Genomic DNA, 24,004 nt, shown 5'->3' with positions numbered 1-24,004 from the left:
TACGGAGAGGAGGATTTCTAACATTATGTTTATATTTTATATATCTTCTTTGATGATAAGTCCTAATAATTTGGCAAGTTCTAAGGCTTGCGTACTATTTACGATAGCACCTTCCAGCATATTTTGACTAACTGCGATTCCATCAATACTGCTTGTAGAAAAATCTACACTATGTAAACTTGTATTAAAAAATTCACTTTCATTAAGCTTGCAGTTTTCAAAACATATTTTAGAAAAACTACATTGTACAAAACTGGAAGAAGAAAGTTCACATTCTTTGAAATACACTTGTTTTAATTTTGAACCACTAAAATTTGAATAACGGGCATTACAATTTATAAACATGACGTTTTGTAAAGTACAATTAGAAAATTCGATGCCCATACATCTGCAATTTTTAAATTGGATGCGGTGGACCGCTCCATCTAAAAAATGTAAATTACTGATTTCACAGTTTTCAAAAATTAAATCTACCATATCAATGTTTTCACATGTACAGTTTTCAAATACACAATTTTTAAAATAGCAGCTATCTAAGTGGAGATAGGGAAGTTCTTCTTCCTCAATAAGCAAATCACAGATAGAATAACCCTGCAGATAAGATTCTTCACAAACTTCTTTATGAAAATCGAAAAGAGGAACGAGTTCTTTTAACATTCTTGGAGTTTCTATTTTTTCTTTCATTAGTATCACTTCCTGTTTGCTTATTATAACATGTGAGTATACAAAAAAAGAAGCATTGCATTGCACTTGATGGCTTTGTATAATGGTATGGTATTGAAAAGAGGAAAATGTATGATAGAGATGATAGCAAACGAATTAAAGTTACATTCATGGCAGGTAGAGCATACCTTATCTTTGTTAGAGGAAGGAAATACAGTGCCTTTTATAGCTAGATACCGAAAAGAAATGACGGGTGGTCTAGATGAAGAGCAAATTCGAAAAATTGAAGAATTAAAAGAAAATACGCTTCGCTTAGAAAAAAGAAGAGAAGATGTTCTTCGTTTATTAAAAGAACAAGGAGTTTTAGATGAAGGATTAAATAAAGCAATTCTTGCATGTGAGAAAATCTCTCAAATTGATGACTTATACCGTCCTTATCAACAAAAGAAAAAAACGCGTGCGATGCTGGCAAAAGAAGCGGGTCTAGAGCCTTTGGCAGAATGGATCAGAAAGTTTTATAGAGATGCAGATATTCAAAAAGAAGCACAAAAATATGTAAAAGGGGCGATTTCTTCCATTGATGAAGCGATTCAGGGAGCGAAGGATATCTTGGCACAGTGGATAGCAGAAGATGTGGAAATTCGCGCAAAGGTAAAAGATAATATTGTCAATTTTGGGCGTTTAGAAACAAAGAAGAAAAAAGATGCAGAGGATGAAAAGAAAGTATATCAGATGTATTATGAGTTCAGTGAACGAGTCAATCGATTAGCTCCTCATCGTATTATGGCGATTGATCGTGGAGAGAAAGAAAATATAATAAGTGTATCTTTTTCTTATAATAAAGAATATCTGAGTGGATGGGTAGCACGTTATCTTATGAGAAATCGAAAAAGTCCATTAGAAGCGTTGGTACAGGAAGCGATTGAAGATGGACTTAAGCGTTTGGTTTATACGGCTATTGAAAGAGAAGTAAGAAGAGATTTAAGTGCTGTGGCACAAGAAAAATCCATTCAAGTGTTTTCTATGAATCTAGAGCATTTGTTATTACAGCCACCTTTGAAGAATAAGGTAATATTAGGATTTGATCCTGCATATCGTACAGGATGTAAACTGGCAGTTATTGATACGACAGGAAAATTATTAAAAGTAGATGTGATTTATCCACATGTTCCCCATAAGAAAGTAAAAGAAGCTAGTGAAAAACTGCTGTCATTAATTGAGAATTATCATGTAGAAGTAATTGCGATAGGAAATGGAACGGCAAGTAGAGAAAGTGAAAGCTTTGTAGCAGATTTCGTTCATAAACATGATTTAAATGTTTCTTATACGATTGTGTCAGAAGCAGGTGCCTCAGTATATTCGGCAAGTAAAGCTGCCAAGGAAGAATTTGCAGATCTTCCAGTAGAACATCGTTCTGCTGTATCTATCGCAAGACGTTTACAAGATCCATTAAGTGAATTGATAAAAATTGATCCGCAATCCATTGGGGTAGGACAGTATCAGCATGATGTTGCAGGTGCACAGTTAAAAGAACGATTAGACTTTGTAGTGGAAAAAGCAGTCAACCGTGTAGGTGTAAATGTTAATACAGCAAGTGTAGAGCTTTTGAAACATGTTGCCGGACTAAAAGAATCAAGCGCAAAAAGTATAGTTTTCTATCGTCAGGAACATGGTGAATTGAAAAATCGTAAGGAACTAAAAGATATTTCAAAAATTGGAGCGAAAACATTTGAACAGGCTGCAGGTTTTTTACGTATTGAAGATGGAGAAGAACTTTTGGATCGTACGGCTATTCATCCAGAAAGTTATAAGCTTGCTAGAGAGTTATTTTCTTATGTAGGACTTAAGGAAAGTCAAATTGGTAGTGAAGAAATGAAAGAAACGCTTCGCTGTGTTGATAAGGAAAAACTATGTGAAGATTTATCTTGTGATATGTATACATTGGACGATATTTTGGAAGTTTTCCAACATCCTTTCCGTGATTATCGTGAACGATTTACTCCTGTTTTATTAAGGAAAGATGTTGTAGAATTGGAAGACTTAAAAATTGGAGATCGTTTAGAAGGTGTTGTAAGAAACGTTGTTGATTTTGGAGCATTTGTTGATATTGGTCTTCATGAAGATGGATTGGTACATATTTCACAAATGAGTGAAAACAGGATTGGACATCCGGAAGAGGTTGTTTCTGTGGGGGATATTGTCAAAGTAAAAGTTATTGGGATTGATATGGAAAAACAGAAAGTGCAGCTTAGTTTTAAAGGGGGTTGAATTTGTCAAAAAAATCACATATAAAATATAAAATAAGCCGATAAATAAAAGGGAATCGAAAGATTGCCTTTTTTTGAATTTCTTTGAAAAAAAAGAAAAAAATATAGTATAATACTATATGGATTACAAGGAGGATTATTAAAAATGTCAGAATTAGATATCTTAAAAGGGCATGCTGTAAATATTCGCAAGAATATTGTGAGAATGGTAACAGAAGCAAAATCTGGTCATCCAGGAGGTAGTTTATCTTCAGTTGAAATCGGAGTTGCTTTGTATTTTACACAAATGGATATCAATGAGGAAAATATTTCAAGTCTTAACAGAGATCGTTTTGTATTGTCGAAAGGACATGCATCTCCATTGTTATATTCATTACTTGCAGAAAAAGGATTTTTAAATGAAGAAGAATTATTAACTTTCCGTAAGATTGGAACACGTCTTCAAGGACATCCTAGTATGGACAAATTGCCTGGAGTAGATATGTCAACGGGTTCATTGGGACAGGGAATCTCTGCAGCCGTTGGTATGGCATTATCAAATAAATATCACAATCTGCCTTATCGTATTTATACTTTATTAGGTGATGGAGAATGCCAGGAAGGGGAAGTGTGGGAAGCGGCTATGTCTGCCTCTCATTACGGATTAGACAATCTTTTGGCCTTTGTTGATATGAACGGATTACAGATTGATGGTAAAGTAAGCGAAGTTATGAATCCATTTCCACTTGATGAAAAGTTTAAGGCATTTGGATGGAATGTTATCGTTTTGGGAGATGGCAATGATTTAGAAGCAGTTATCAAAGCTTGTGAAGAAGCAAAAACCGTGAAAGGAAAGCCTAGTGTTGTAATTGCGAAGACAGTTAAAGGAAAAGGAGTATCTTTCATGGAAAATCAGTCTGGATGGCATGGTGTTGCGCCAAATAAAGAACAGTGTGAACAGGCGCTTTGTGAACTTGAAGGAGGAAATAAATAATGGCAAAAGTGGCAACTCGTGAAGCGTATGGAAAAACGCTTGCTAAACTGGCACAGGAAAATAAAAATATTATCGTACTGGATGCCGATCTTTCCGGTTCTACAAAAACAAAAGATGTAAAAAACGTTGCACCTGAACAACATTACAATATGGGGATTGCCGAAAGCAATATGATGGGAGTTGCAGCTGGTCTTGCTGCTAGCGGTAATACTGTGTTTGCATCAAGTTTTGCTATGTTTGCAACAGGAAGAGCATTTGAACAGATTCGAAACAGCATCGGATATCCACATTTGAATGTAAAAGTTTGTGCATCTCATGCTGGTATTACGGTTGGGGAAGATGGTGCAAGCCATCAGACAATTGAAGATATTTCTTTAATGCGCGGAATTCCTGGTATGGTTGTTGTATGTCCAGCAGATAGTGTAGAAGCTGCAGAAGCAACAAAAGCTGTAGCAGCAATTGATGGACCATGTTATTTGCGTTTAGGAAGAAGTGCTGTGGAAACAATTTATGATGAAAATACAATTCATTTTGAAATTGGAAAAGGAAATGTATTGCACGAAGGAAAAGATGTTGCAATCATTGCCTGTGGTATCATGGTAGAAGCAGCTTTAAAAGCTTGTGAAGAGCTAAAAACAAAAGGGTACAATCCTACAGTAGTTGATATGCATACTATTAAGCCAATTGATAAAGACTTGCTTGTTAAGTTAGCAGAAACACATGATTTGTTTGTTACATGTGAAGAACACAGTGTTATTGGTGGACTTGGAAGTGCAGTTGCGGAAACATTAAGTCAGTATGCACCTAGAAAAGTGCGTATGGTAGGAATGAAAGATGTTTTTGGAGAAAGTGGAACACCAGCTGAATTACTAGAAAAATATGGTTTGACTGCAAAAGATATCGTGAATGCAGTTGAAGAAAAATAAGATAAAAGAAAGGATGGGAAACCGTCCTTTTTAAATGAAAACATAAATTTTTTTTGGATGAGCCTTAACAATTTTTAGGCGATAAAGTTAGCTTTTATATAGTTTTTCTACATTTAACTAGTGGGATCTAGAATGTTATTAATTTTTTTAGACATTAAAGTAGAGAATGTAAAATAATTGGTGAATTTGCTTAATTTCGGCTTTCTTATTATGCCTGTAGGAATACAATTACGCTGTTGTTAAATTAAATGTTTGATTTTAATCGGCTATAATTCCAAACAAATTGATTGACAAGGTAAAAGTACTTGTGATATATTTTTTGCGTATAAAAGGATTGTTACTGGTAGGGCAGGCTATACCGATTGTACACATACGTTATTTTTTTGCGTGGTGTGAGCAGGTATAGTCTTTTTTCTACTTATTTGGGAAAGGAGAATGCATTTTGATCGTAGAGAAAGTAATAAACAATAATCTAGTACGTTCTCGTAATAACAAGCAACAGGAAATTTTAGTTATGGGATGTGGACTTGGCTTTAAAAAACAAGTAGGAGATTTAATTGATGAATTTAAAATAGAAAAAGTTTATACTATGCTAGATGATAAGCAAAATAATCAATTTGAAGAAATACTTTCAAGAGTTCCGCTTTCTTGCATTCAGATTACAAATAAGATTGTTGATTATGCAAAAGCTTCATTAGGGAAAGAATTAAGTGATACCATTTATTTAACCTTATGTGATCATATTGCTTTCGCAATTGAGCGATTTAAGAATGGTATCAATATTCAAAATGCTCTTTTATCTGAAATTAAACGTTATTATCTGCATGAATTTCAAATTGGTATGGAAGCTTTAGATATTATTGAGGCAAAGGCTGATATCCGTTTACCAGATGCAGAAGCTGGTTTTATTGCTTTGCATGTTGTGAATGCTTCTTTTGATTCAATAGGTATGGAACAGACAAAAGAGATGATGAAAGTAATACAAAATACATTGAATATTGTAAAATATCATTTCAACATTGAATTAGATGAGAATTCTATTCATTATGATCGATTTTTAACGCATTTAAAATTCTTTGTGAAGCGTGTTTTTTCAAATGTTGAAATAGGAGAAAAAGAAGATAAAGAAGATAATTTCTTCCTAATGATTAAAAATCAATATAAAAATGAATATGCCTGTGTTTTAAAAGTTTACGAGTATCTTAGAAAAGAATATCATCTGCAAATGACAAATGACGAAATCATGTATTTAATGATTCACATTCATCGCATCACTACTATGTAAAAAATGACGTATCTGCATATTAGGAGGTACTGAAATGAATTATCAGGAATTAGCCGATAAAATATTGAATCTAGTCGGCGGATCTAACAATGTTACAGGTCTTACACATTGTGCTACAAGACTTCGCTTTAACTTAAAGGATGAAGGAATTGCACAGACAGAACAATTAAAAAAAACACCTGGAGTATTAGGTGTTGCGATTAATGGAGGACAGTATCAGGTCATCATAGGAAATGATGTAAATCATGTTTATAAGCCTATTATGGAAAAATGTACAGGACTAGAGTCTTCTAAACCAGCACAAGAAGAAAAGAAAAGCTTAGCTGCTAGATTTATTGATACTATTACAGGTATTTTTACACCAGTACTACCTGCAATTACTGCCGCAGGTATGTTAAAAGCAGTTCTATCTTTATTAGTTGCTTTCCATGTAGTAGAAACAACAGACCAGAGTTATCAGATTATTAACTTTATGGGCGATGCAGCATTCTATTTCTTACCATTCTTATTAGCAAATTCTGCCGCAAAGAAATTTGGGTGTAATGCATATCTTGCGATGATGCTTGCAGGTATTATGTTACATCCTAACTTTTTGACAATGGTATCAACTGCATCTGAAACAGGAGAAGGAATTTCTTTATTCTTCTTGCCAATTTATCAGGCTTCTTACTCTTCTTCTGTTATTCCAATTATACTATCTGTTTGGTTCATGTCTTATGTTGAACCGATAGCAGATCGTATTTCCCCAAAAGCAATTAAATTCTTTACAAAACCATTAATAACAATATTAGTTGCGGGAATTGTTACATTGGTGGTATTAGGACCCATTGGATATATTGTCGCTGGATGGATTTCTACAGCAGTTACTACATTAAATACATATTGCAGCTGGCTAGTTCCAATGCTTTTAGGTGGTCTATTCCCATTATTGGTTATGACAGGAACACATTATGGAATTATTCCGATTGGAATCAACAATCGTATGACAACAGGTTTTGATACTATTGTATATCCAGCAAACTTAGCAAGTAATATTGCCCAAGGTGCCGCTAGTTTTGGTGTTGCCTTTAAAACTAAATCACAAGAAGTTCGTCAAATTGCTTCCTCTGCTGCAATAACAGCAGTATGTGGAATTACAGAACCAGCACTATTTGGAGTAAATATGCGTTATAGAACACCTTTGATTTCTGCATGTATTGGTGGTGCAGCTGGTGGATTGTTTATGGGGTTATTTGTTGTCAAAAATTATGGAGGAGGTTCTCCAGGGTTACTGACATTACCTGGATATTTAGGTGGAGATGGTTTCCATGATCTAATCTTTGCGTGTATTGGTGCTTTGATTGCGTTTGTGATTTCATTTATCGTATCTTTTATTCTATATAGAGATGAAAAAGTGAGTGAAACGACAGAAGAAAATGTAACAGAACCAGTAGAAACAAACGAAGTGGTAAAAGGGACTGCATTAGACATCTGTGCTCCTGTTGAAGGAGAAATAAAACCCTTATCAGCAGTAAACGACCCTACATTTGCACAGGAAATTATGGGTAAAGGGGTTGCGATTTATCCAAGTAATGGAACCTTTGTTTCTCCTGTAAAGGGTACTATACAAATGATTTTTGATACGAAACACGCCATAGGAATCAAATCTGAAGAAGGTGTAGAAATCCTGATTCACGTAGGCTTGGATACGGTAAATTTAAAAGGAGAACATTTTGAAACTTTAGTTAATGTACATGACAAAGTAGAAATAGGTACGCCGTTATTAAAGGTAGATCTTGAGGCTATACAAAAAGCAGGTTATGATATTATTACACCGATGATCATTACAAATACAATAGAGTATAATGATATTATTTCATTAACAGAAGGAAATACACATCCTAAAGAAACTGTAATTAAAGTAGTTAAATAACGAAAGGAAGGTATGTATGGCATTACAAAAAGACTTTTTATGGGGAGGTGCTACTGCTGCCAATCAGTGTGAGGGAGCCTACCTTGAAGGCGGCAGAGGCTTAGCTAATGTGGATGTAATTCCTCATGGAGAATTACGTCCGCAAGTAATGCGAGGTTTATATACAATGGATCGTATAGATGAAAATCAGTATTATCCAGCATTAAAAGGAATTGATTTTTATCATCACTATAAAGAAGATATTGCTTTATTTGCAGAAATGGGATTTAAGACATTCCGTATGTCAATTGCATGGAGCAGAATATTTCCTAAAGGTGATGAAGAAGAACCTAATGAAGAGGGTTTGAAATTTTATGAAGATGTGTTTAAAGAGTGTAAAAAGTATGAAATTGAACCATTAGTTACGATTACACATTTTGACTGTCCAATGCATCTGATTAATACTTACGGCGGATGGAAAAATCGTAAAATGATCGATTTTTATAAGCGCCTGGTAACAGTATTATTTACTCGTTATAAGGATTTGGTTAAATATTGGATTACATTTAATGAAATCAATATGATTTTACATTTACCTTTTATGGGGGCAGGACTACATTTTGAAGAAAATGAAGATCAGACACAAGCAAAATATGTAAGTGCTCATCATGAATTAGTCGCAAGTGCTTGGGCTACAAAAATTGCACACGAAATAAATCCAGACAATATGATTGGATGCATGATGGCAGCTGGGAATTATTATCCATATTCCTGTATGCCGGAAGATGTTTGGGCTGCTTTAGGAAAAGACAGAGAAAACATGATGTTTATTGATGTACAGGCTCGTGGATATTATCCAAACTATGCTTTAAAATTTTTTGAACGTGAAGGCATTCATTTTGATATAAGTGATGAAGATCGTGAAATCTTAAAAAATCATACTGTAGATTTTATTAGTTTTAGCTATTATTCTTCACGTTGTATTACAACACAAGAAGGTGTTGGAGAGACTATTGGGAATGCATTTAAAGGTACAAAGAATCCTTATTTGAAATCAAGTGAATGGGGTTGGCAGATTGATCCATTAGGACTTCGTATAACAATGAATACATTATACGATCGTTATCAAAAACCATTGTTTATCGTAGAGAATGGTTTAGGAGCAAATGATGTGCTTTTAGAGGAAGAAATTGATGGTTACAGAGTGTCTGATGATTATCGTATCTCTTATTTAAAAGAGCATATTAAAGCATTTAAGGCAGCAGTTGAGGAAGATGGAGTGGATTTATTAGGTTTTACTCCGTGGGGGTGTATTGATTTAGTAAGTGCATCCACAGGAGAAATGGCAAAACGCTATGGATTTATTTATGTAGATCGTCATAATGATGGCAGTGGGACTATGCAACGTTATAAGAAAAAAAGCTTCTATTGGTATAAAGATGTAATTGCCTCTAATGGAGAAAAGCTATAAATGAAGATAATAGGGATGGAGAAGCTCTAGATTAAAGAATACACCTAAATTCCATATGGAATAAGGTGTATTTTTTACATGATTTATATGTGAGAAATCTTCAGATTAACTATGAATATTATACTATATATCAGATAAAACACTGCTGATTTCAATTATTTTTTAATTATGTAATTAAGTGGCAAGTATCATAATGATTTAATTGTTATCCACTATGATTAACAAACTGATAGAATGGATAGTAATATAGAGAAGGAAGAATGTTCTTGAGAGATTAGAGAAATTAATAGGTTGATTCGTAAAGAATCCTTTAAAAAATGATATTTAAACGAATAGTACTTTTAAATATAGCGATAAAGTTTAGGAAAGATGGTGTGTAAGAGAGTGTTTCGTAGTTGAAGATATTACTTATTAGATTGGTAAGATGTGATTTTAAAAGTTTATGGGGAAGTTTTTATAATCTTCTGTGGTAATAAAAGCTTGTTCTGTAATCTATGGAATGATATTTTTTTACTTAAGTATTTCTTACATTTTGAATACTCTAACACAAGTTGAAATGAATTTGATATAATAGTAGCATGGAGGGTTTACTATGCAGACAAAAATACTTGTTTTAGATGATGAAAAAGAAATTGCCGATTTGGTAACCCTATATCTGAGAAATGAGGGGTATAGTGTTCACGAATTTTATGATAGTGAAGATGCATTGCATTTTTTAAGACATAATGAAGTTGATTTAGCATTGCTGGATGTTATGATGCCTAAAATTGATGGCTTTGAAATTTGTAGACAAATTCGAGAGAATTATACTTTTCCGGTAATTATGCTTACCGCTAAAATAGAAGATGTAGATAAAATCCAGGGCTTGTCCTTAGGAGCTGATGATTATATTACAAAACCATTTAACCCTTTGGAACTGGTCGCAAGAGTGAAAGCACAGCTTAGACGTTACAAAAAATATAATCAGACCAATGACAATGTGAATGTTATAGATTTTAAAGGGCTGATTATTGATAATGATTCTCATTCCTGTACGCTATATGATAAACAGTTAAATTTGACTCCTATCGAATTTTCAATTCTTTGGTATTTATGTAAGAACAGAGGCAGAGTAGTTCCTAGTGAAGAGTTATTTGAAGCTGTATGGAAAGAAAAATATTTTGACAGCAACAATACCGTTATGGTACATATTCGAAGATTGCGTGAAAAAATGATGGAACCCCCTAAAAATCCAAGGTTTATTAAGACTGTATGGGGAGTAGGATACAAAATTGAAGAATAATCTGTATCGACGTGTTCAGCGTCGTTTAACTCTTATCTTTTTGTTGTGTACTGTATTGGTTACCTTTGTTTTGTTACTGATTATCGCAATTCTGTTTTATCGTTCTAGTTTTCTTGCTTCTATGGGAGCTTTGAAAGAATCTGATTTTTTATATTTTTACAGGTATCATACATGGGAAATGAATACGTTTTTATTTGCAGGGAGCTATATTTTTATGCTGTTTTTCTTTCTTCATTCTTTTTTTAAGTGTATGGATGCCTTGGTGATTTTCATGCAGGGAAAAGAATTAGACTCTTATCCCATCTTTTTAAAATATATACCGGAATTTCAAGAGGCTTTAAAAAAAATTGAGCAGATGAAAGAAAAAAGGGAAGAAACTAGAAAGTTATCCCTACAGGAAACAGAACATAAAAATGAACTGCTGATGTATTTAGCACATGATTTAAAAACTCCTTTAACTTCTATGATTGGTTATATTAATCATATTTTAGATCATAAATTAGAGAAAGAAGAAGAAAAAAAAGCAATTCTTATTGCCAGTGAAAAAGCAAGAAGATTAGACACACTAATTGATGAATTTAGTGAAATGCTTCGTTATGATGATCGTGTTGAGCATTTAGAAAACAGTGAAATTGATGTATCTATATTATTAAAACAGCAATTAACAGGCTTTTATCCTTTGCTGGAACAAAACCATATGACACTTCAGGAAAATATAGAAGATGATTTGATGGTGTATGGTGATTATGATAAACTGCAGCGTGTATTTGATAATCTGTTACGTAATGCTTTAAATTACAGTACTCCTTCTTCTATCATTTCTATTTGTGGAAAAAAACAAGAAGAAAAAATTTGTATTACTTTGAGTAATCAAAGTGAAGATTTGAATCAGGAAAGTGTATTGCATTTATTTGACAAGTTTTATAGAGCAGGCAGTGCACGTACTTCCAGTAGTGGGGGTGCTGGGTTAGGGCTTGCTATCGCAAAAGAAATCATTACGTTGCATAAAGGAACAATAGAAGCTTCTATAAAAGATGACAGGATAACCTTTGTGATTTGCTTACCTAATAAAGAGGAGGAAAAGTTATGAAACAAAAATATTTTCGTTCTCTTCAAAAGCAGCTCTTTTTAAAATATATCATGATTATTGTAGCTTTATGTATTGGAGGAGCTCTATGTTTATATTTATTTGATAATGTTTTAAATGGAATCATTATTGACTTTCTTCGAGTTCTATTGATTAATACGGACCCTTTTAAGATGTTTCGAAATATCTTTTCTGTCTTTTTGCCTGTTCTTATTATTATAACTGGTTTTTTGTTAGTTTATTTTCTTTGTAAAGATTTATCGAAATATATGCGATATTTGATGGAAGGTATAGATGATGTAATGTTGAAAAAAAGAAATCAGTTATCACTTCCCAAAGAAATGAAACAGACGGAAAATATCCTGCGAGGTCTTGCGGAAGAATATAGCTTTTATGAAAAAGGTGCAAAAGAAGATGAAGAAAAGAAAAAAGACTTGATTTATTTATTAGCACAGGATATCAAGATGCCACTATCTAATATTGAAATGTATCTGGATTTTATTCAAAAAGAAAAAGGAATATCCGAGGAACTGCGTAAAGATTTTATACGGCAGGTTTTATTTAAATCAATGGATTTAGAGGATATGATAAATGAGTTTTTTGATATTACACGTTTTAATTTACAGTATGCAAAATGGAATCCAGAAACCATGTATTTAGATAGAATGATGGAGCAGGTGCTGGATGAAGCATATACTATGATAGAAGAAAAGAATATAAGACTGGCTTATTCCTGTAGTGTTTCTTGTCCTATATATGCAGATAGTGAAAAGATAGCAAGAGCTATGCGTGATTTGATACGAAATTTAATCGAACTTGGAAAAGAAGGCTCAACTTTGCATGTAGAACTCAAACAATCTAAAAAAACATATGAAATATGTTTGGATATTGATGCTTTTCATTTAAATTCTTATCAGATTGCACATATCTTTCATAATTATTATCGCTTAGAAGATATGAAACAAACCAATTCTAAACATGTTTTAGGACTTGGGGTTGCCAAAGCAATTATGGATATGCATAAAGGATTTGTAAGAGCTAGTTCCATTGGAGAACACATTCGTTTTTATGTGGTGCTTCCTGTTACGGAAGAAAGTAAGAAAAAAGATGTTTAGAATTTATGATATACTTGTAATAAAGAGGTGTAATTTATGAATGTAGAAATAAAGGAAAAGTTTCCAGTAGAAATTATAGAAGAAGGAACCTTGATGGATTTTATTGATCAGGAATTTGTATTTGTTATTAAAGATGAAACATGGATGCCCTATGAACTTCAATGTTTAAAACAGAAACCATTGGAAATACAGTTTGTATACAAATATGATATTGCTGTTTTTCTGTTAACGATTGAAGATGCATTGGATACAAGTGATTTTATTTTTAATGTTCATGATAATACATATGGAGAAGAATTGTTTTTGCCGGATAACAATGGGTATGCATGCAGTTTATATTTTTTGGATAAAGAAAATCGGGTTATGGGGAGAAAGAAATTTCATTTATCGCGTAAAACTTCTGATGTCATTGCGGAAAAGCTTCGCATACAAAAAGACGTTTTGTATCAGGAAGAAGAATTTTTATGCAATCTGGAAGGATTACAAATGGCCTATGAACCATTTGAGATGCAGCCACTGGCACTATCAACAGATATCATCAAATAAAGGGGGGAGTTTTCCCTTTTTAATTATGCAAATTTTGAGAATATATAGTTATGGTGTTTGGTTTGTAGTATAATTCTTATAACAATGACAGGAGGATATGTGTATGAAAGCTGTGATTAGTGTTATTGGGAAAGATATGGTAGGTATCTTGGCGAAAGTAAGTGGAGAATGTGAAAAGGCAAATATGAATGTTTTGGAAGTTTCACAAACATTGCTGCAGGATATGTTTGCGATGATCATGCTTGTGGATATCAGTAAAGGAAATGTTTCTTTGGCAGAATTTGCAGAATATATGGAAGAAAAAGGGAAAGAAAATGGATTGTCTATTCATGTTATGCATGAGGATATTTTTAATTCCATGCATAAAATTTAGGAGGCAGTTTGTATGTTGAATGTCAATGATATATTAGAAACAATTAAAATGATCGATGAAGAATGTTTGGATGTTCGAACGATTACGATGGGGATTTCTTTGCTGGATTGCTGTGACAGCGATATTGATCGATCTTGTGAAAAAATATATAACAAAATTACTAGACTTGCGAAAGATTTAGTGAAAACAGGAGAGGATATTTCTAGAGAATATGGAATTCCTATCATCAATAAGCGTATTTCAGTTACACCTATTTCAATGCTTTTGGCAGCAAGTGGAGGAGATCCTTTAAAGTATGCGTTAACACTGGAAAAATGTGCAAAGACCGTTGGCGTGAATTTTATTGGAGGATATTCTGCACTTGTCCAGAAAGGATATGCAGCCGGAGATAAAGAATTGATGGAATCTATTCCAGAAGCACTTGCCATGACAGAGCATGTTTGTGCTTCTGTTAATGTTGGTTCAACCAAAGCAGGAATTCATATGGATGCAGTAGAGCTGATGGGGCGAGTTGTAAAAAAGAGTGCAGAACTTACAAAAGATAAAAATTGTTTAGGAGCTGCTAAACTTGTTGTTTTCTGTAATGCACCAGAGGATAATCCTTTTATGGCTGGAGCTTTTCATGGTGTAGGAGAACCTGATTGTGTTATCAATGTCGGTGTTAGTGGGCCAGGGGTTGTTCGCTCTGCTTTATCCAAAGTGTCAAAAGATGCACCAATGAATGAATTGGCGGATATTATTAAAAGAACAGCTTTTAAAATTACAAGAATGGGACAAATGGTAGGGGCAATTGCCAGTGAACGTTTAGGTGTACCTTTTGGAATTGTAGATTTATCTTTAGCACCAACACCAGAAGTAGGAGATTCAGTAGCTTATATCTTAGAAGAAATGGGGCTTTCTTCTTGTGGCGCATATGGAACAACAGCATGTCTGGCAATGTTGAATGATGCGGTGAAAAAAGGTGGCGTCATGGCCAGCAGCAGTGTTGGTGGATTAAGTGGAGCTTTTATTCCGGTTAGTGAGGATGCAGGAATGATCAAAGCAGTTGAAGCAAACACGTTAACATTGGAAAAACTGGAGGCTATGACAGCAGTATGTTCTGTAGGTTTGGATATGGTAGTTGTACCAGGAGAAACAAGTGCAGAAGTCATTAGTGGAATCATTGCGGATGAGGCTGCTATTGGTATGGTAAATTCGAAAACAACGGCTGTTCGTGTGATTCCAGCAATTGGCAAGAAAGCAGGCGATGTATTGGAATTTGGAGGATTGCTTGGAAGTGGTCCGATCATGAACATCAATCAGACAGATAATTCTATTTTGATTCATAGAAAAGGTAGAATTCCAGCACCGCTTCAAAGCTTGAAAAATTAATCATAACTGGCATAGTTTACATTTGTAAGACTATGCTTTTTTAAAAAAATGAAGAAACTTTGGATATATTCGTGTAATTAGGGGAAAATATGCTAAAATAAAGTACGTTGGAAAAAAGGAGCGAAATATATGCTGGAATTAAGAAACGTATCCTTTGAAGTAGAAGGAAAACATATATTGCGAAATATCAATTTAACAATTGATGATAATCAGTTCACAGTGATTACAGGACCTAATGGCGGTGGAAAATCCACGTTGGCAAAAATTATTATGGGAATAGAAAAACCAACAGGAGGAAGTATTCTTTTTGATGGGGAAGATATTACAAATATGAGTATTGCACAGCGTGCGGAAAGAAAAATAGGCTATGCTTTTCAACAGCCCCCTCGCTTTAAAGGAATGAGTGTTAGAAAATTGTTGAGTTTAGCACATGGTAAGGAATTGAATGAAGATCGCTGCTGCAGCTATTTAAGCGATGTTGGTTTGTGTTCAAAAGATTATTTGGACAGAGATGTGGATGGTTCATTATCTGGAGGAGAGGTAAAACGTATTGAAATTGCATCGATTCTTGCCAGAGATTTAAAGCTGTCAATATTCGATGAACCAGAAGCAGGAATTGATTTATGGAGCTTTGCGAAATTGGTAGAAACTTTCCAGCAATTGCAGGAAACTTCTCGACAATCTATTATCCTGATTTCCCATCAGGAAAGAATCATGCAGCTGGCAGATGAAATTGTAATTATTGAAAATGGTATGGTAAAAACAAAAGGAAGAAAAGAAGATGTACTTCCGTCTTTGATGAATGAATTTGAGCCATGCAGCTTTAAAAAGTAGGTGTTGATATGGAAAACATGGAAAAAGATCTTTTAGAAACGATTGCGGATATTCGTGGGTTTATGCCTGGAAGTGCATTTAATCTTAGAAAAAACGGAGAAGGTGTTGAACGTCATTCTACAGAACATGTAAAAATTTCTGCGAAAACAGATAAACCTGGAATTGATATTAGGATTGATGCTAATACAGTAGGAGAAAGTATCCATATTCCGGTTATTTTAACAGAAAGTGGAATAAAAGATGTTGTATACAATGATTTTTATATTGGGGAAAACTGTGATGTGGAAATTATTGCTGGATGTGGAATTCATAACGATGGATGTGATACATCTCAACATGATGGAATCCATACTTTCCATATTGGGAAAAATGCAAAAATCGTTTATTCTGAAAAACATGTAGGAGAAGGAAATGGCAGTGGAGAAAGAATCTTAAATCCTACTACTGTTATTCACATGGAAGAAGGCTCTTATGCAAAAATGGATATGAGTCAAATTAAAGGGGTTGACTCTACCATGCGTAAAACAGAAGCGAATCTTGGGCCAAAAGCAAAACTGGTAATTAATGAAAAACTGATGACCCATGGTAAACAGAAAGCATATAGTGATGTTACTGTAAATTTGAATGGAGAAGACAGTGTCGTTCAGATTATATCACGTTCTGTTGGAAAAGATACATCTGTTCAGGTATTTCATCCAATTGCAGTAGGAAATAATAAATCCAGAGCGCATATACAGTGTGATTCTATTATTATGGATGAAGCGAAAATTAGTTCGATTCCTGAAATTGCGGCAAATCATGTTGATGCACAGATTGTACATGAGGCAGCTATTGGAAAAATTAATAATGATCAGTTAATTAAACTTCAAACGTTCGGTTTAAGTGATGAAGAAGCTGAAAAAGTGATTGTAGAAGGATTCTTAAAATAACAATTACATATTTGATTTTAACCGTTGACAAAATTGTTCTTTAATTGATTTTGTTGGCGGTTTTTAATATTTGTAAAAAGAAAATGAGTATTTTCAAAATAGCAATAGGAAACTACTCATTATTATAGCAATAGGAAACTACTCATTATTTAAATACTATTTATTTTTAAGAAAGCATAAGAATTACATTTTAAATACTGGATATAAAATTAGAATAATTGCTGATAAATGTCTTGAATGAATTCTTTCGTCATAACAATTGGACTATTTGTAAGAAGACGCTGCTGTGATTGTATAACACTTTCACTAAATTTCTTGATGTCATCTTCTTTCATTCCATATTCTTTTAATGGCTTTCTTGGAAGCAAAGAGGATAAAAGATTTTCTAAAGAGTTAAATACTTCCTCTTCTTTACATTTCAAGCAGTTGGATAAAAGGTTTTTAAGCTGTTTTATTTGACAGTTTGGATCAGCTTTTTCATATAATTTTAAAATAGCAAGAAAAAATTGATAGTTTGCTTCTCCATGAGTTACATGATATACACCAGAAAGTGGATAACTTAAAGCGTGAACGGATCCAGTACCAGTGTTGCCAAATGCAATACCTGCATAATTACTGGCTCTTAAGAAAGTTTCTAAATGATTTAAACGTTCATTTTCTCCGTACTGTTGAATGTTTTGGAAACCGTGGATTAAAAGATGTATAGCTTCCTTGCTGAATAGTTCTGTATAAGGATTTGATTTGGGGGATAAAAAGGATTCACTGGCATGAATTAAAGCATCGATAGCACTTGTTACAAAGTAAAAGAATGGTAATTTAGAAAGAAGCTGCGGTATTAATATTGCCTGATCTGGATATAGTTCATCAATAGCAAGACCTAATTTTGTGTGCAGAGAAGTTAGTTCACATATTGAAATTCGGCTGACTTCTGAACCGGAACCGCAAGTTGTAGGGATTGCGATAAGTTGCCTTTTCTTATTATATTCACATTTTTGTAAAAACATATCTTCTGCACAATCTTCACCAGCAAAGACAAATAATTTTGCACAATCCATGACACTGCCTCCACCAATTGCGATAATTCTGGCTGGATTGGCTTTTCTAACATCCTTTAGCATCGCATCTAACATTGTATCCGTTGGTTCCCCTTTTCCATAATCGCTATGAAAAGCAATTTTACAAGGTAAATTATGTTCTTTAAAATAAGCATTATAAATGCTGCGGCTGGCAAGAATATAATCACTGCTTTCAAATGTGAATTCTTTTAAAAATGTATCGACATTGTCAAATTGCATAATTTCTGTTTTCTGTTGAAATAGTTTCATGATTCTCTCCTTTTATATAACATAAACTTTATATACTATAAATTATTTTAACAGGCATTTAAAAAAATTAAACAATTATTATAAGTGATTTTAGAAAATATGAAGAAAAGTTATGATTAAATTGCATCAAAAATAAAGAAATTTAATATTTTGTAAAAAAGTTCTTTACAATAAGAGTTTTTTAAGTTAAAATTAGCAAGGTCAACAACAAAAAGTTGTTAGTTGACTATGCAATCTGTATTGGGGCATAGCCAAGCGGTAAGGCACCAGACTTTGACTCTGGCATTTCACTGGTTCGATCCCAGTTGCCCCAGCCAGTGTTGACCCGTTAGCTCAGTTGGTAGAGCATCTGACTTTTAATCAGAGGGTCGGGCGTTCGAATCGCCCACGGGTCACCATTTAAAAAATGCGGGTGTAGTTCAATGGTAGAACTTCAGCCTTCCAAGCTGACTACGTGAGTTCGATTCTCATCACCCGCTCCATTTTAAATAAAAAAACTGGAGGTTTAGCTCAGTTGGGAGAGCATCTGCCTTACAAGCAGAGGGTCAGCGGTTCGAGCCCGTTAACCTCCACCATGAAATGCCGACTTAGCTCAATTGGTAGAGCAACTGACTTGTAATCAGTAGGTTGTGGGTTCAATTCCTATAGTCGGCACCATTTTAACGGAGAGGTAGCGAAGTGGCTAAACGCGGCTGACTGTAACTCAGTTCCTTTTGGTTCGGCGGTTCGAATCCGTCCCTCTCCACCATTTATGTTGATTCAAACTTCTAGGGAAACTTAGAAGTTTTTTTCTTATATATAAAGTACGATACGATTATCTACTAGAGGGAAGAAAAGCCATTGCTTAGGGGTAGATACCGTTTTTTTATAGTTAGAAATTAAGTTAAGTTTGCATGCAGAAAAAGCTGATTTACTACAGACCTTTAAAGAAAGGATGCTGGATAAAGAATGAAGATTATATTGAAATATCTTAAAGGGTATTGTGATTCATAAAAGTCTAATTTTTTATTCAGTAAATATTTTTTTAAAACTCCAGGTAAAGAAAATGAATAAAAATGTATGGTAATGGAAGTATCTTTGGAATAATATGCGTGCATTTTATATTTATTAAATGATATATATTTGGTTTATGCAATTACAATAGAAAAATGAAACTATCTATATGTGATGATAAGTAAAAATAAGAAAATATTTTTAAGAGAAGAGTTGACACACAAAGTTAGGTTTGGTAAACTTATCACATAAATTAGATTGATATAACTTTTTTGGAGGTTGTTATGATTGATAAGCGTTTGATAAAAGAAATGCCACAGGCAAAACAGTTTGTATTTAAACAGGTTTTTATGCAATGGATAGGCATGCTTTGCAATGTGGGATTGGTCTTTTCTTTATCTGCTGTTTTAGTAGAAAGTTTAAAGAAAACAATTTCTGTAACAAATATTGTTGTATTTGTCGTGATTGTTAGTGTTTTGATAATATTACGCATTTTTGTAACAAGAAAAGCAAGCATGTATTCTCATGAAGCATCTTGTGATGTGAAACTGCATTTACGAACACGAATATATGAAAAATTATTAGAATTGAAAAATGATTATACAAATTATGCAGCTACAAGTGAACTTGTGCAGTTAAGTGTTGAAGGTGTCGATCAGTTAGAAACATATTTTTCACGCTATTTGCCACAGTTTTTTTACAGCATGCTGGCACCAGTTACATTGTTTGTACTTTTGGTTTGGATGGATGTTTACAGTTCTCTTGTTCTTCTTCTATGTGTACCATTAATTCCCTTATCCATTATCGCAATACAAAAAATTGCGAAAAAACTGCTTGGGAAATACTGGGGCAGTTATGCAGCTTTATCGGATAGTTTTCTAGAAAATTTACAAGGACTTACAACATTAAAAATATATCAGGCAGATGGATATAAACATGAAGAAATGAACAAAGAAGCCGAGCATTTTCGCCGTATTACGATGAAAGTTTTAACAATGCAGCTAAACTCTGTCAGCGTTATGGATATTGTTGCGTATGGCGGGGCGGCCATAGGAAGTATTGTGGCAATACAGGGGTATATGGCAGGAAGAGTCAGCTTGTTCTCCTTGTTATGTATTGTACTGTTATCCAGTGAGTTTTTTATTCCACTTCGCATGCTTGGTTCCTTCTTTCATATCGCAATGAATGGGATTGCCGCAAGTGCGAAAATATTTAAGCTTTTGGATGTGGAAGTAAAACATACAAAAACAAAGCAGTTACAGGATAAACATATTTCTGTATGTTTGGAAAATGTAAGCTTTGGTTATGATAGCGATCGTCAGGTCATCAAGGAGGTAAGTCTTGGTGTAAAAGAAAAAGAGTTTGTCGCAATTGTTGGAGAAAGCGGTTCTGGAAAAAGTACGATTGCGAAACTGCTTACAGGGCTTGCCAGCGGATATAAGGGAAATCTTATGGTATGCGATATAGAACGAAGTGAAATTGATGATGCATCTTTTTATGAACATGTAATGTATGTAACACATAAGTCAACTTTGTTTAAAGGAAGTGTACGTGAAAATTTGATGGCTGCAAAAGATGGTTTATGTGAGGAACAGCTTTTGGAAGCATTAAAGAAAGTAAAACTGTATGATTTCTTAATGGAGCAGGATGGATTGGATACGATGCTTGTGGAAAATGGAAATAATTTATCTGGAGGACAAAAGCAGCGTTTAGCAATCGCAAGAGCCCTTTTGGCAGACAAGGATATGTATATATTTGATGAGGCTACAAGTAATATTGATCTGGAAAGTGAAGAAGCTATTTTACAGGTCATTCAGGAAATGACAAAAACGAAAACGATTCTTATGATTACACATCGTTTAAGTACCATTGCAACAGCCGATCGTATTTATGTTTTAAAAGATGGCAGCTGTATAGAAAATGGCACACATGAAGAATTAATGATGCAGCATGGTATGTATGCATCAATGTATACAAAACAGCAGGAATTGGAACAGTTTTATGGAGGTAGTGAAGATGAAGAAAGAGCATAATGTTTTATTGATGTTTCGAATGAGCAAATTGGTAAAACCACTGGCAGGCTATATGGCTTTAGCAGTTCTTTTAGGAGTGCTTGGGTTTCTGTGTGCCATCTTTATTCCCTTTTTTGCCTCTATTACGATTGCACATGTAGCACAGGGGTTTGCATTTCCCGTTTCATTGTTTTTTGTTATGATCCTGGTCATGGCAATTATGCGAGGGATTCTGCATTATGGAGAACAGGCATGCAATCATTATATCGCCTTTAAACTTCTTGCGATTTTACGTGATAAAGTATTTTCAAAACTGCGACGTTTATGTCCGGCAAAACTGGATGGACGAGATTCTGGAAATTTAATCTTTTTGATTACAAGTGACATTGAAGCATTGGAAGTATTTTATGCTCATACGATTTCTCCTATATTGATCGCAATATTTACCAGTGTTATTCTTCTTTCTATCTTTTTCTATCTGCATTTTGGATTTGTGATCATAGCACTTCTTGCTTATCTTTGTGTAGGAGTTTTCATTCCTATGTATATTAGTAAAATCGGAAAAGAAGATGGAAAAACATCGCGTGAAGAGTTTGGGGATTTAAGCAATTCGGTATTAGAAACATTGCGTGGTATGCAGGAAGTGCTGCAGTATGGCATAGGCAAGAAACGAATGGAAAGTATGCAGGAAAAAAGCAGAAGCATTAACGATATTCAAAAGAATTTAAAAAGCTATGAAGGTTTAACTACAGCATTGAATAATACCGCAATCATGGGATTTTCTATGTTGATGTTTGTATTTGGATATATGCTGTATGTAAATCATATTGTTTCGTTTACACAGGTTTTATTATCTACTGTTTTAATGCTGTCTAGTTTTGGACCAGTACTGGCATTAAGCAATTTATCAAATAATCTTTTGATTACACTTGCAAGTGCAAGACGTGTATTGGCATTATTGGATGAAGAAGAGACAACAAAAGATATCACAGGGAAAGAAGAAGCTGAATTTGATTCCATTCATGCACAGAATGTGAGCTTTGCATATCAGGATGAAGAAGTTGTAAGGAATTTTTCTGATGTGTTTGAAAAAGGAAAAATTACAGGTATTCTTGGGCAAAGCGGTTGTGGAAAATCAACTTTATTAAAACTTATGATGCGTTTTTATGAACCAAATCAAGGGATGATTTCAGTGGGAAATCGAAACCTGCAAGATATGAATACAAGCAATTTACGAGATATGCAAAGCTTTGTGACGCAGGATACAGTATTATTCCATGATTCAATTAAAAACAATATTCGCATTGCTAAGTTAAATGCCAGCGAGGAAGAAATCATCGCTGCCTGCAAGAAAGCGAATATTCATGAATTTATCAGTTCTTTGCCAAAGGGGTATGATACCAATGTTTCCGAACTTGGAGAATCCTTATCTGGAGGAGAACGTCAGCGTATTGCCTTGGCAAGAGCCTTTCTTCACGCATCATCCTGTATTTTACTGGATGAGCCAACCAGCAATCTGGATGCATTAAATGAAGCGGAAATTCTAAAAAATCTAAAAGCACAGAAAGAAAAAACAATCATACTTGTTTCTCATCGTTTAAGCACTTTAAAAATTGCGGATAAGCTGATTCGAATAGAAAATGGAAGGGTCAGCTAATGAGGAAAGATGTTGATAAAAAACGTAAAGAAGAAAAAGCTATCTTGTATTTGATGATTTGTTTATATTGCAGAAAGAAACATGCACAAAAAGAACTATGTAAGGAATGTGCAGAACTATATGAGTATGCATGTAAACGTATAGAAGTATGTCCTTTTATGGAAACAAAGACTTTTTGCAGCAGCTGCAAGGTACATTGTTATCAAAAGAAATATCGTGCACAAATACAAACTGTTATGCGTTTCAGTGGTCCACGCATGCTGTTGTATCATCCAATAAAAGCGCTTCGTCATTTGTATTATGAGAAAAAGGAGAAATATTTATGAAACTATTCTTTTTATTACTTGGATTTCTTTCGGCAGGGCTAGGAGCTATCGGTGTTTTGTTGCCCATTCTTCCAACAACCCCATTTTTACTGCTGGCAACTTTTTGTTTTGCGAAAAGCTCGAAACGATTTCATACATGGTTTACACATACAAGCTTGTATAAAAAACATTTAGAAAGTTTTGTAGAACATCGTGCGATGACAAGAAAAACAAAGGTTTCTTTGCTGTTATTTGCAAGCTGTATGCTTGTTATCGCAATGATAGTGGTGCCTGTTCCTGCAGTTCGTATATTCATTGGCTTTTTGATTGTGTTTAAATATTATTATTTTTTGTTTCGTATTAAAACAATTTCAACAGAAGAAAAGTATGAAAAAAAGTTTTTTCATAAAGAAATGTTGAATCAAAATGAGAGATAAGTTTATGAAGATAAAAAGAGTTATAATTATTCTAATGGCAATTTTAATATTCGTAATGTTATTTATGTTTATTGAAAAACGAGAACATATAGTGGATGTTTTAAGTGTGCCAACTGTTAAAAATTAAGGAAAGCAATTCATCTTTCTTTTGTATGATTACAAGATGAATTGTTTTTTTTGTGCAAGAAAAATGCAAGAAAAATGCTTGAGAAAGGCTCGTTTATCCATGGTAAAATTGTAATGTAAATAAATAGGATCATAC

Annotated in this window: 20 protein-coding genes and 6 tRNA genes; 24 read left to right on the top strand and 2 right to left on the bottom strand. The window is 33.9% G+C overall.

The annotated features are described in order from the left end of the window. Positions 1 to 36 precede the first annotated feature (36 nt). On the bottom strand, positions 37 to 684 hold the full coding sequence (locus A9CBEGH2_RS06395) for a pentapeptide repeat-containing protein (RefSeq protein ID WP_232057256.1): 648 nt from the start codon (positions 682 to 684) through the stop codon (positions 37 to 39). Between the two features lie 111 nt (positions 685 to 795). On the opposite strand from A9CBEGH2_RS06395, the gene A9CBEGH2_RS06390 reads away from it, so the two are divergent. From A9CBEGH2_RS06390 to A9CBEGH2_RS06325, 14 genes are all read left to right on the top strand, one after another. Beyond that, complete coding sequence (locus A9CBEGH2_RS06390; RefSeq protein WP_199594519.1) at positions 796 to 2,931, top strand: Tex family protein; 2,136 nt, start codon at positions 796 to 798, stop codon at positions 2,929 to 2,931. Between the two features lie 144 nt (positions 2,932 to 3,075). Further along, positions 3,076 to 3,903: a transketolase gene (locus tag A9CBEGH2_RS06385; protein ID WP_163104422.1), complete on the top strand. Its 828-nt coding sequence runs from the start codon at positions 3,076 to 3,078 to the stop codon at positions 3,901 to 3,903. Continuing rightward, positions 3,903 to 4,829 (top strand): transketolase family protein, encoded by a 927-nt coding sequence (locus A9CBEGH2_RS06380; protein ID WP_115715399.1) that lies wholly within the window; start codon positions 3,903 to 3,905, stop codon positions 4,827 to 4,829. The genes A9CBEGH2_RS06385 and A9CBEGH2_RS06380 overlap by 1 nt, the downstream gene beginning before the upstream one ends. A 442-nt stretch (positions 4,830 to 5,271) precedes the next feature. Continuing rightward, positions 5,272 to 6,114: a BglG family transcription antiterminator LicT gene (gene licT / locus A9CBEGH2_RS06375; RefSeq protein WP_115715398.1), complete on the top strand. Its 843-nt coding sequence runs from the start codon at positions 5,272 to 5,274 to the stop codon at positions 6,112 to 6,114. A 34-nt stretch (positions 6,115 to 6,148) separates the two neighbouring features. Further along, positions 6,149 to 8,026: a beta-glucoside-specific PTS transporter subunit IIABC gene (locus tag A9CBEGH2_RS06370; RefSeq protein WP_163104420.1), complete on the top strand. Its 1,878-nt coding sequence runs from the start codon at positions 6,149 to 6,151 to the stop codon at positions 8,024 to 8,026. Between the two features lie 16 nt (positions 8,027 to 8,042). Beyond that, positions 8,043 to 9,476, top strand: a complete 1,434-nt coding sequence (locus A9CBEGH2_RS06365) for a 6-phospho-beta-glucosidase (protein WP_115715396.1) — start codon at positions 8,043 to 8,045, stop codon at positions 9,474 to 9,476. 592 nt (positions 9,477 to 10,068) lie between these two features. Then, positions 10,069 to 10,758, top strand: a complete 690-nt coding sequence (gene vanR / locus A9CBEGH2_RS06360) for a VanR-ABDEGLN family response regulator transcription factor (protein WP_115715395.1) — start codon at positions 10,069 to 10,071, stop codon at positions 10,756 to 10,758. Further along, positions 10,748 to 11,848, top strand: coding sequence for a sensor histidine kinase (locus A9CBEGH2_RS06355; protein ID WP_115715394.1), 1,101 nt, complete (start codon positions 10,748 to 10,750; stop codon positions 11,846 to 11,848). The genes vanR and A9CBEGH2_RS06355 overlap by 11 nt, the downstream gene beginning before the upstream one ends. Further along, positions 11,845 to 12,960 carry a sensor histidine kinase gene (locus tag A9CBEGH2_RS06350; RefSeq protein WP_118277831.1) on the top strand — a complete coding sequence of 372 codons (1,116 nt, stop codon included), beginning with the start codon at positions 11,845 to 11,847 and terminating at the stop codon, positions 12,958 to 12,960. Before A9CBEGH2_RS06355 ends, A9CBEGH2_RS06350 begins: the two co-directional genes overlap by 4 nt. A 36-nt stretch (positions 12,961 to 12,996) precedes the next feature. After that, positions 12,997 to 13,506 carry a hypothetical protein gene (locus tag A9CBEGH2_RS06345; RefSeq protein ID WP_118277830.1) on the top strand — a complete coding sequence of 170 codons (510 nt, stop codon included), beginning with the start codon at positions 12,997 to 12,999 and terminating at the stop codon, positions 13,504 to 13,506. Positions 13,507 to 13,609: 103 nt separating this feature from the next. Then, the gene (locus tag A9CBEGH2_RS06340; protein ID WP_115715391.1) at positions 13,610 to 13,879 is read left to right on the top strand and encodes an ACT domain-containing protein; all 270 of its coding nucleotides are present in this window, start codon (positions 13,610 to 13,612) and stop codon (positions 13,877 to 13,879) included. Positions 13,880 to 13,891: 12 nt separating this feature from the next. Further along, positions 13,892 to 15,250 carry a PFL family protein gene (locus A9CBEGH2_RS06335; RefSeq protein ID WP_115715390.1) on the top strand — a complete coding sequence of 453 codons (1,359 nt, stop codon included), beginning with the start codon at positions 13,892 to 13,894 and terminating at the stop codon, positions 15,248 to 15,250. Between the two features lie 129 nt (positions 15,251 to 15,379). After that, on the top strand, positions 15,380 to 16,084 hold the full coding sequence (locus tag A9CBEGH2_RS06330; protein ID WP_115715389.1) for an ABC transporter ATP-binding protein: 705 nt from the start codon (positions 15,380 to 15,382) through the stop codon (positions 16,082 to 16,084). Between the two features lie 8 nt (positions 16,085 to 16,092). After that, positions 16,093 to 17,013, top strand: coding sequence for a SufB/SufD family protein (locus A9CBEGH2_RS06325; protein WP_115715388.1), 921 nt, complete (start codon positions 16,093 to 16,095; stop codon positions 17,011 to 17,013). Positions 17,014 to 17,222: 209 nt separating this feature from the next. Here A9CBEGH2_RS06325 and A9CBEGH2_RS06320 read toward each other — a convergent pair whose 3' ends face one another. Next, the gene (locus tag A9CBEGH2_RS06320) at positions 17,223 to 18,338 is read right to left on the bottom strand and encodes a 4-hydroxybutyrate dehydrogenase (protein WP_115715387.1); all 1,116 of its coding nucleotides are present in this window, start codon (positions 18,336 to 18,338) and stop codon (positions 17,223 to 17,225) included. Positions 18,339 to 18,579: 241 nt separating this feature from the next. On the opposite strand from A9CBEGH2_RS06320, the gene A9CBEGH2_RS06315 reads away from it, so the two are divergent. From A9CBEGH2_RS06315 to A9CBEGH2_RS06270, 10 genes are all read left to right on the top strand, one after another. Beyond that, positions 18,580 to 18,655: transfer RNA gene (locus A9CBEGH2_RS06315), tRNA-Gln, on the top strand. A 5-nt stretch (positions 18,656 to 18,660) separates the two neighbouring features. Continuing rightward, a tRNA-Lys gene (locus tag A9CBEGH2_RS06310) sits at positions 18,661 to 18,736 on the top strand. 10 nt (positions 18,737 to 18,746) lie between these two features. Next, positions 18,747 to 18,820, top strand: a tRNA-Gly gene (locus A9CBEGH2_RS06305). Positions 18,821 to 18,837: 17 nt separating this feature from the next. Continuing rightward, positions 18,838 to 18,913 (top strand) — tRNA-Val (locus tag A9CBEGH2_RS06300). Positions 18,914 to 18,919: 6 nt separating this feature from the next. Further along, positions 18,920 to 18,995: transfer RNA gene (locus tag A9CBEGH2_RS06295), tRNA-Thr, on the top strand. 7 nt (positions 18,996 to 19,002) lie between these two features. Beyond that, positions 19,003 to 19,086: transfer RNA gene (locus tag A9CBEGH2_RS06290), tRNA-Tyr, on the top strand. Positions 19,087 to 19,615: 529 nt separating this feature from the next. Continuing rightward, positions 19,616 to 21,364 (top strand): ABC transporter ATP-binding protein/permease, encoded by a 1,749-nt coding sequence (locus A9CBEGH2_RS06285; protein ID WP_163104418.1) that lies wholly within the window; start codon positions 19,616 to 19,618, stop codon positions 21,362 to 21,364. Then, positions 21,348 to 23,000, top strand: coding sequence for an amino acid ABC transporter ATP-binding/permease protein (locus tag A9CBEGH2_RS06280; RefSeq protein ID WP_118277683.1), 1,653 nt, complete (start codon positions 21,348 to 21,350; stop codon positions 22,998 to 23,000). The genes A9CBEGH2_RS06285 and A9CBEGH2_RS06280 overlap by 17 nt, the downstream gene beginning before the upstream one ends. After that, the gene (locus A9CBEGH2_RS06275; RefSeq protein WP_115715384.1) at positions 23,000 to 23,326 is read left to right on the top strand and encodes a nitrous oxide-stimulated promoter family protein; all 327 of its coding nucleotides are present in this window, start codon (positions 23,000 to 23,002) and stop codon (positions 23,324 to 23,326) included. The genes A9CBEGH2_RS06280 and A9CBEGH2_RS06275 overlap by 1 nt, the downstream gene beginning before the upstream one ends. Beyond that, entirely contained in the window at positions 23,323 to 23,742 is a 420-nt protein-coding gene (locus tag A9CBEGH2_RS06270; RefSeq protein ID WP_118277684.1) for a YbaN family protein, read from the top strand. The genes A9CBEGH2_RS06275 and A9CBEGH2_RS06270 overlap by 4 nt, the downstream gene beginning before the upstream one ends. Positions 23,743 to 24,004: the final 262 nt, after the last annotated feature.

This window comes from Amedibacterium intestinale (assembly GCF_010537335.1).
Taxonomy (GTDB): Bacteria; Bacillota_I; Bacilli_A; order Erysipelotrichales; family Erysipelotrichaceae; genus Amedibacterium; species Amedibacterium intestinale.
Note: the sequence above shows the minus strand (reverse complement) of the source record. Positions and strands in the feature narration are given on the sequence as shown.

Excerpts from the sequence above, each read along its gene's own strand:
- A9CBEGH2_RS06285 (WP_163104418.1), top strand. The coding sequence starts at position 19,616 with ATGATTGATAAGCGTTTGATAAAAGAAATGCCACAGGCAAAACAGTTT.
- A9CBEGH2_RS06340 (WP_115715391.1), top strand. The coding sequence starts at position 13,610 with ATGAAAGCTGTGATTAGTGTTATTGGGAAAGATATGGTAGGTATCTTG.
- A9CBEGH2_RS06320 (WP_115715387.1), bottom strand. The coding sequence starts at position 18,338 with ATGAAACTATTTCAACAGAAAACAGAAATTATGCAATTTGACAATGTC.
- A9CBEGH2_RS06365 (WP_115715396.1), top strand. The coding sequence starts at position 8,043 with ATGGCATTACAAAAAGACTTTTTATGGGGAGGTGCTACTGCTGCCAAT.
- A9CBEGH2_RS06370 (WP_163104420.1), top strand. The coding sequence starts at position 6,149 with ATGAATTATCAGGAATTAGCCGATAAAATATTGAATCTAGTCGGCGGA.
- A9CBEGH2_RS06350 (WP_118277831.1), top strand. The coding sequence starts at position 11,845 with ATGAAACAAAAATATTTTCGTTCTCTTCAAAAGCAGCTCTTTTTAAAA.
- A9CBEGH2_RS06325 (WP_115715388.1), top strand. The coding sequence starts at position 16,093 with ATGGAAAACATGGAAAAAGATCTTTTAGAAACGATTGCGGATATTCGT.
- A9CBEGH2_RS06390 (WP_199594519.1), top strand. The coding sequence starts at position 796 with ATGATAGAGATGATAGCAAACGAATTAAAGTTACATTCATGGCAGGTA.
- A9CBEGH2_RS06385 (WP_163104422.1), top strand. The coding sequence starts at position 3,076 with ATGTCAGAATTAGATATCTTAAAAGGGCATGCTGTAAATATTCGCAAG.
- A9CBEGH2_RS06270 (WP_118277684.1), top strand. The coding sequence starts at position 23,323 with ATGAAACTATTCTTTTTATTACTTGGATTTCTTTCGGCAGGGCTAGGA.
- A9CBEGH2_RS06275 (WP_115715384.1), top strand. The coding sequence starts at position 23,000 with ATGAGGAAAGATGTTGATAAAAAACGTAAAGAAGAAAAAGCTATCTTG.
- A9CBEGH2_RS06330 (WP_115715389.1), top strand. The coding sequence starts at position 15,380 with ATGCTGGAATTAAGAAACGTATCCTTTGAAGTAGAAGGAAAACATATA.
- A9CBEGH2_RS06280 (WP_118277683.1), top strand. The coding sequence starts at position 21,348 with ATGAAGAAAGAGCATAATGTTTTATTGATGTTTCGAATGAGCAAATTG.
- A9CBEGH2_RS06345 (WP_118277830.1), top strand. The coding sequence starts at position 12,997 with ATGAATGTAGAAATAAAGGAAAAGTTTCCAGTAGAAATTATAGAAGAA.
- vanR (WP_115715395.1), top strand. The coding sequence starts at position 10,069 with ATGCAGACAAAAATACTTGTTTTAGATGATGAAAAAGAAATTGCCGAT.
- A9CBEGH2_RS06395 (WP_232057256.1), bottom strand. The coding sequence starts at position 684 with ATGAAAGAAAAAATAGAAACTCCAAGAATGTTAAAAGAACTCGTTCCT.
- A9CBEGH2_RS06380 (WP_115715399.1), top strand. The coding sequence starts at position 3,903 with ATGGCAAAAGTGGCAACTCGTGAAGCGTATGGAAAAACGCTTGCTAAA.
- A9CBEGH2_RS06335 (WP_115715390.1), top strand. The coding sequence starts at position 13,892 with ATGTTGAATGTCAATGATATATTAGAAACAATTAAAATGATCGATGAA.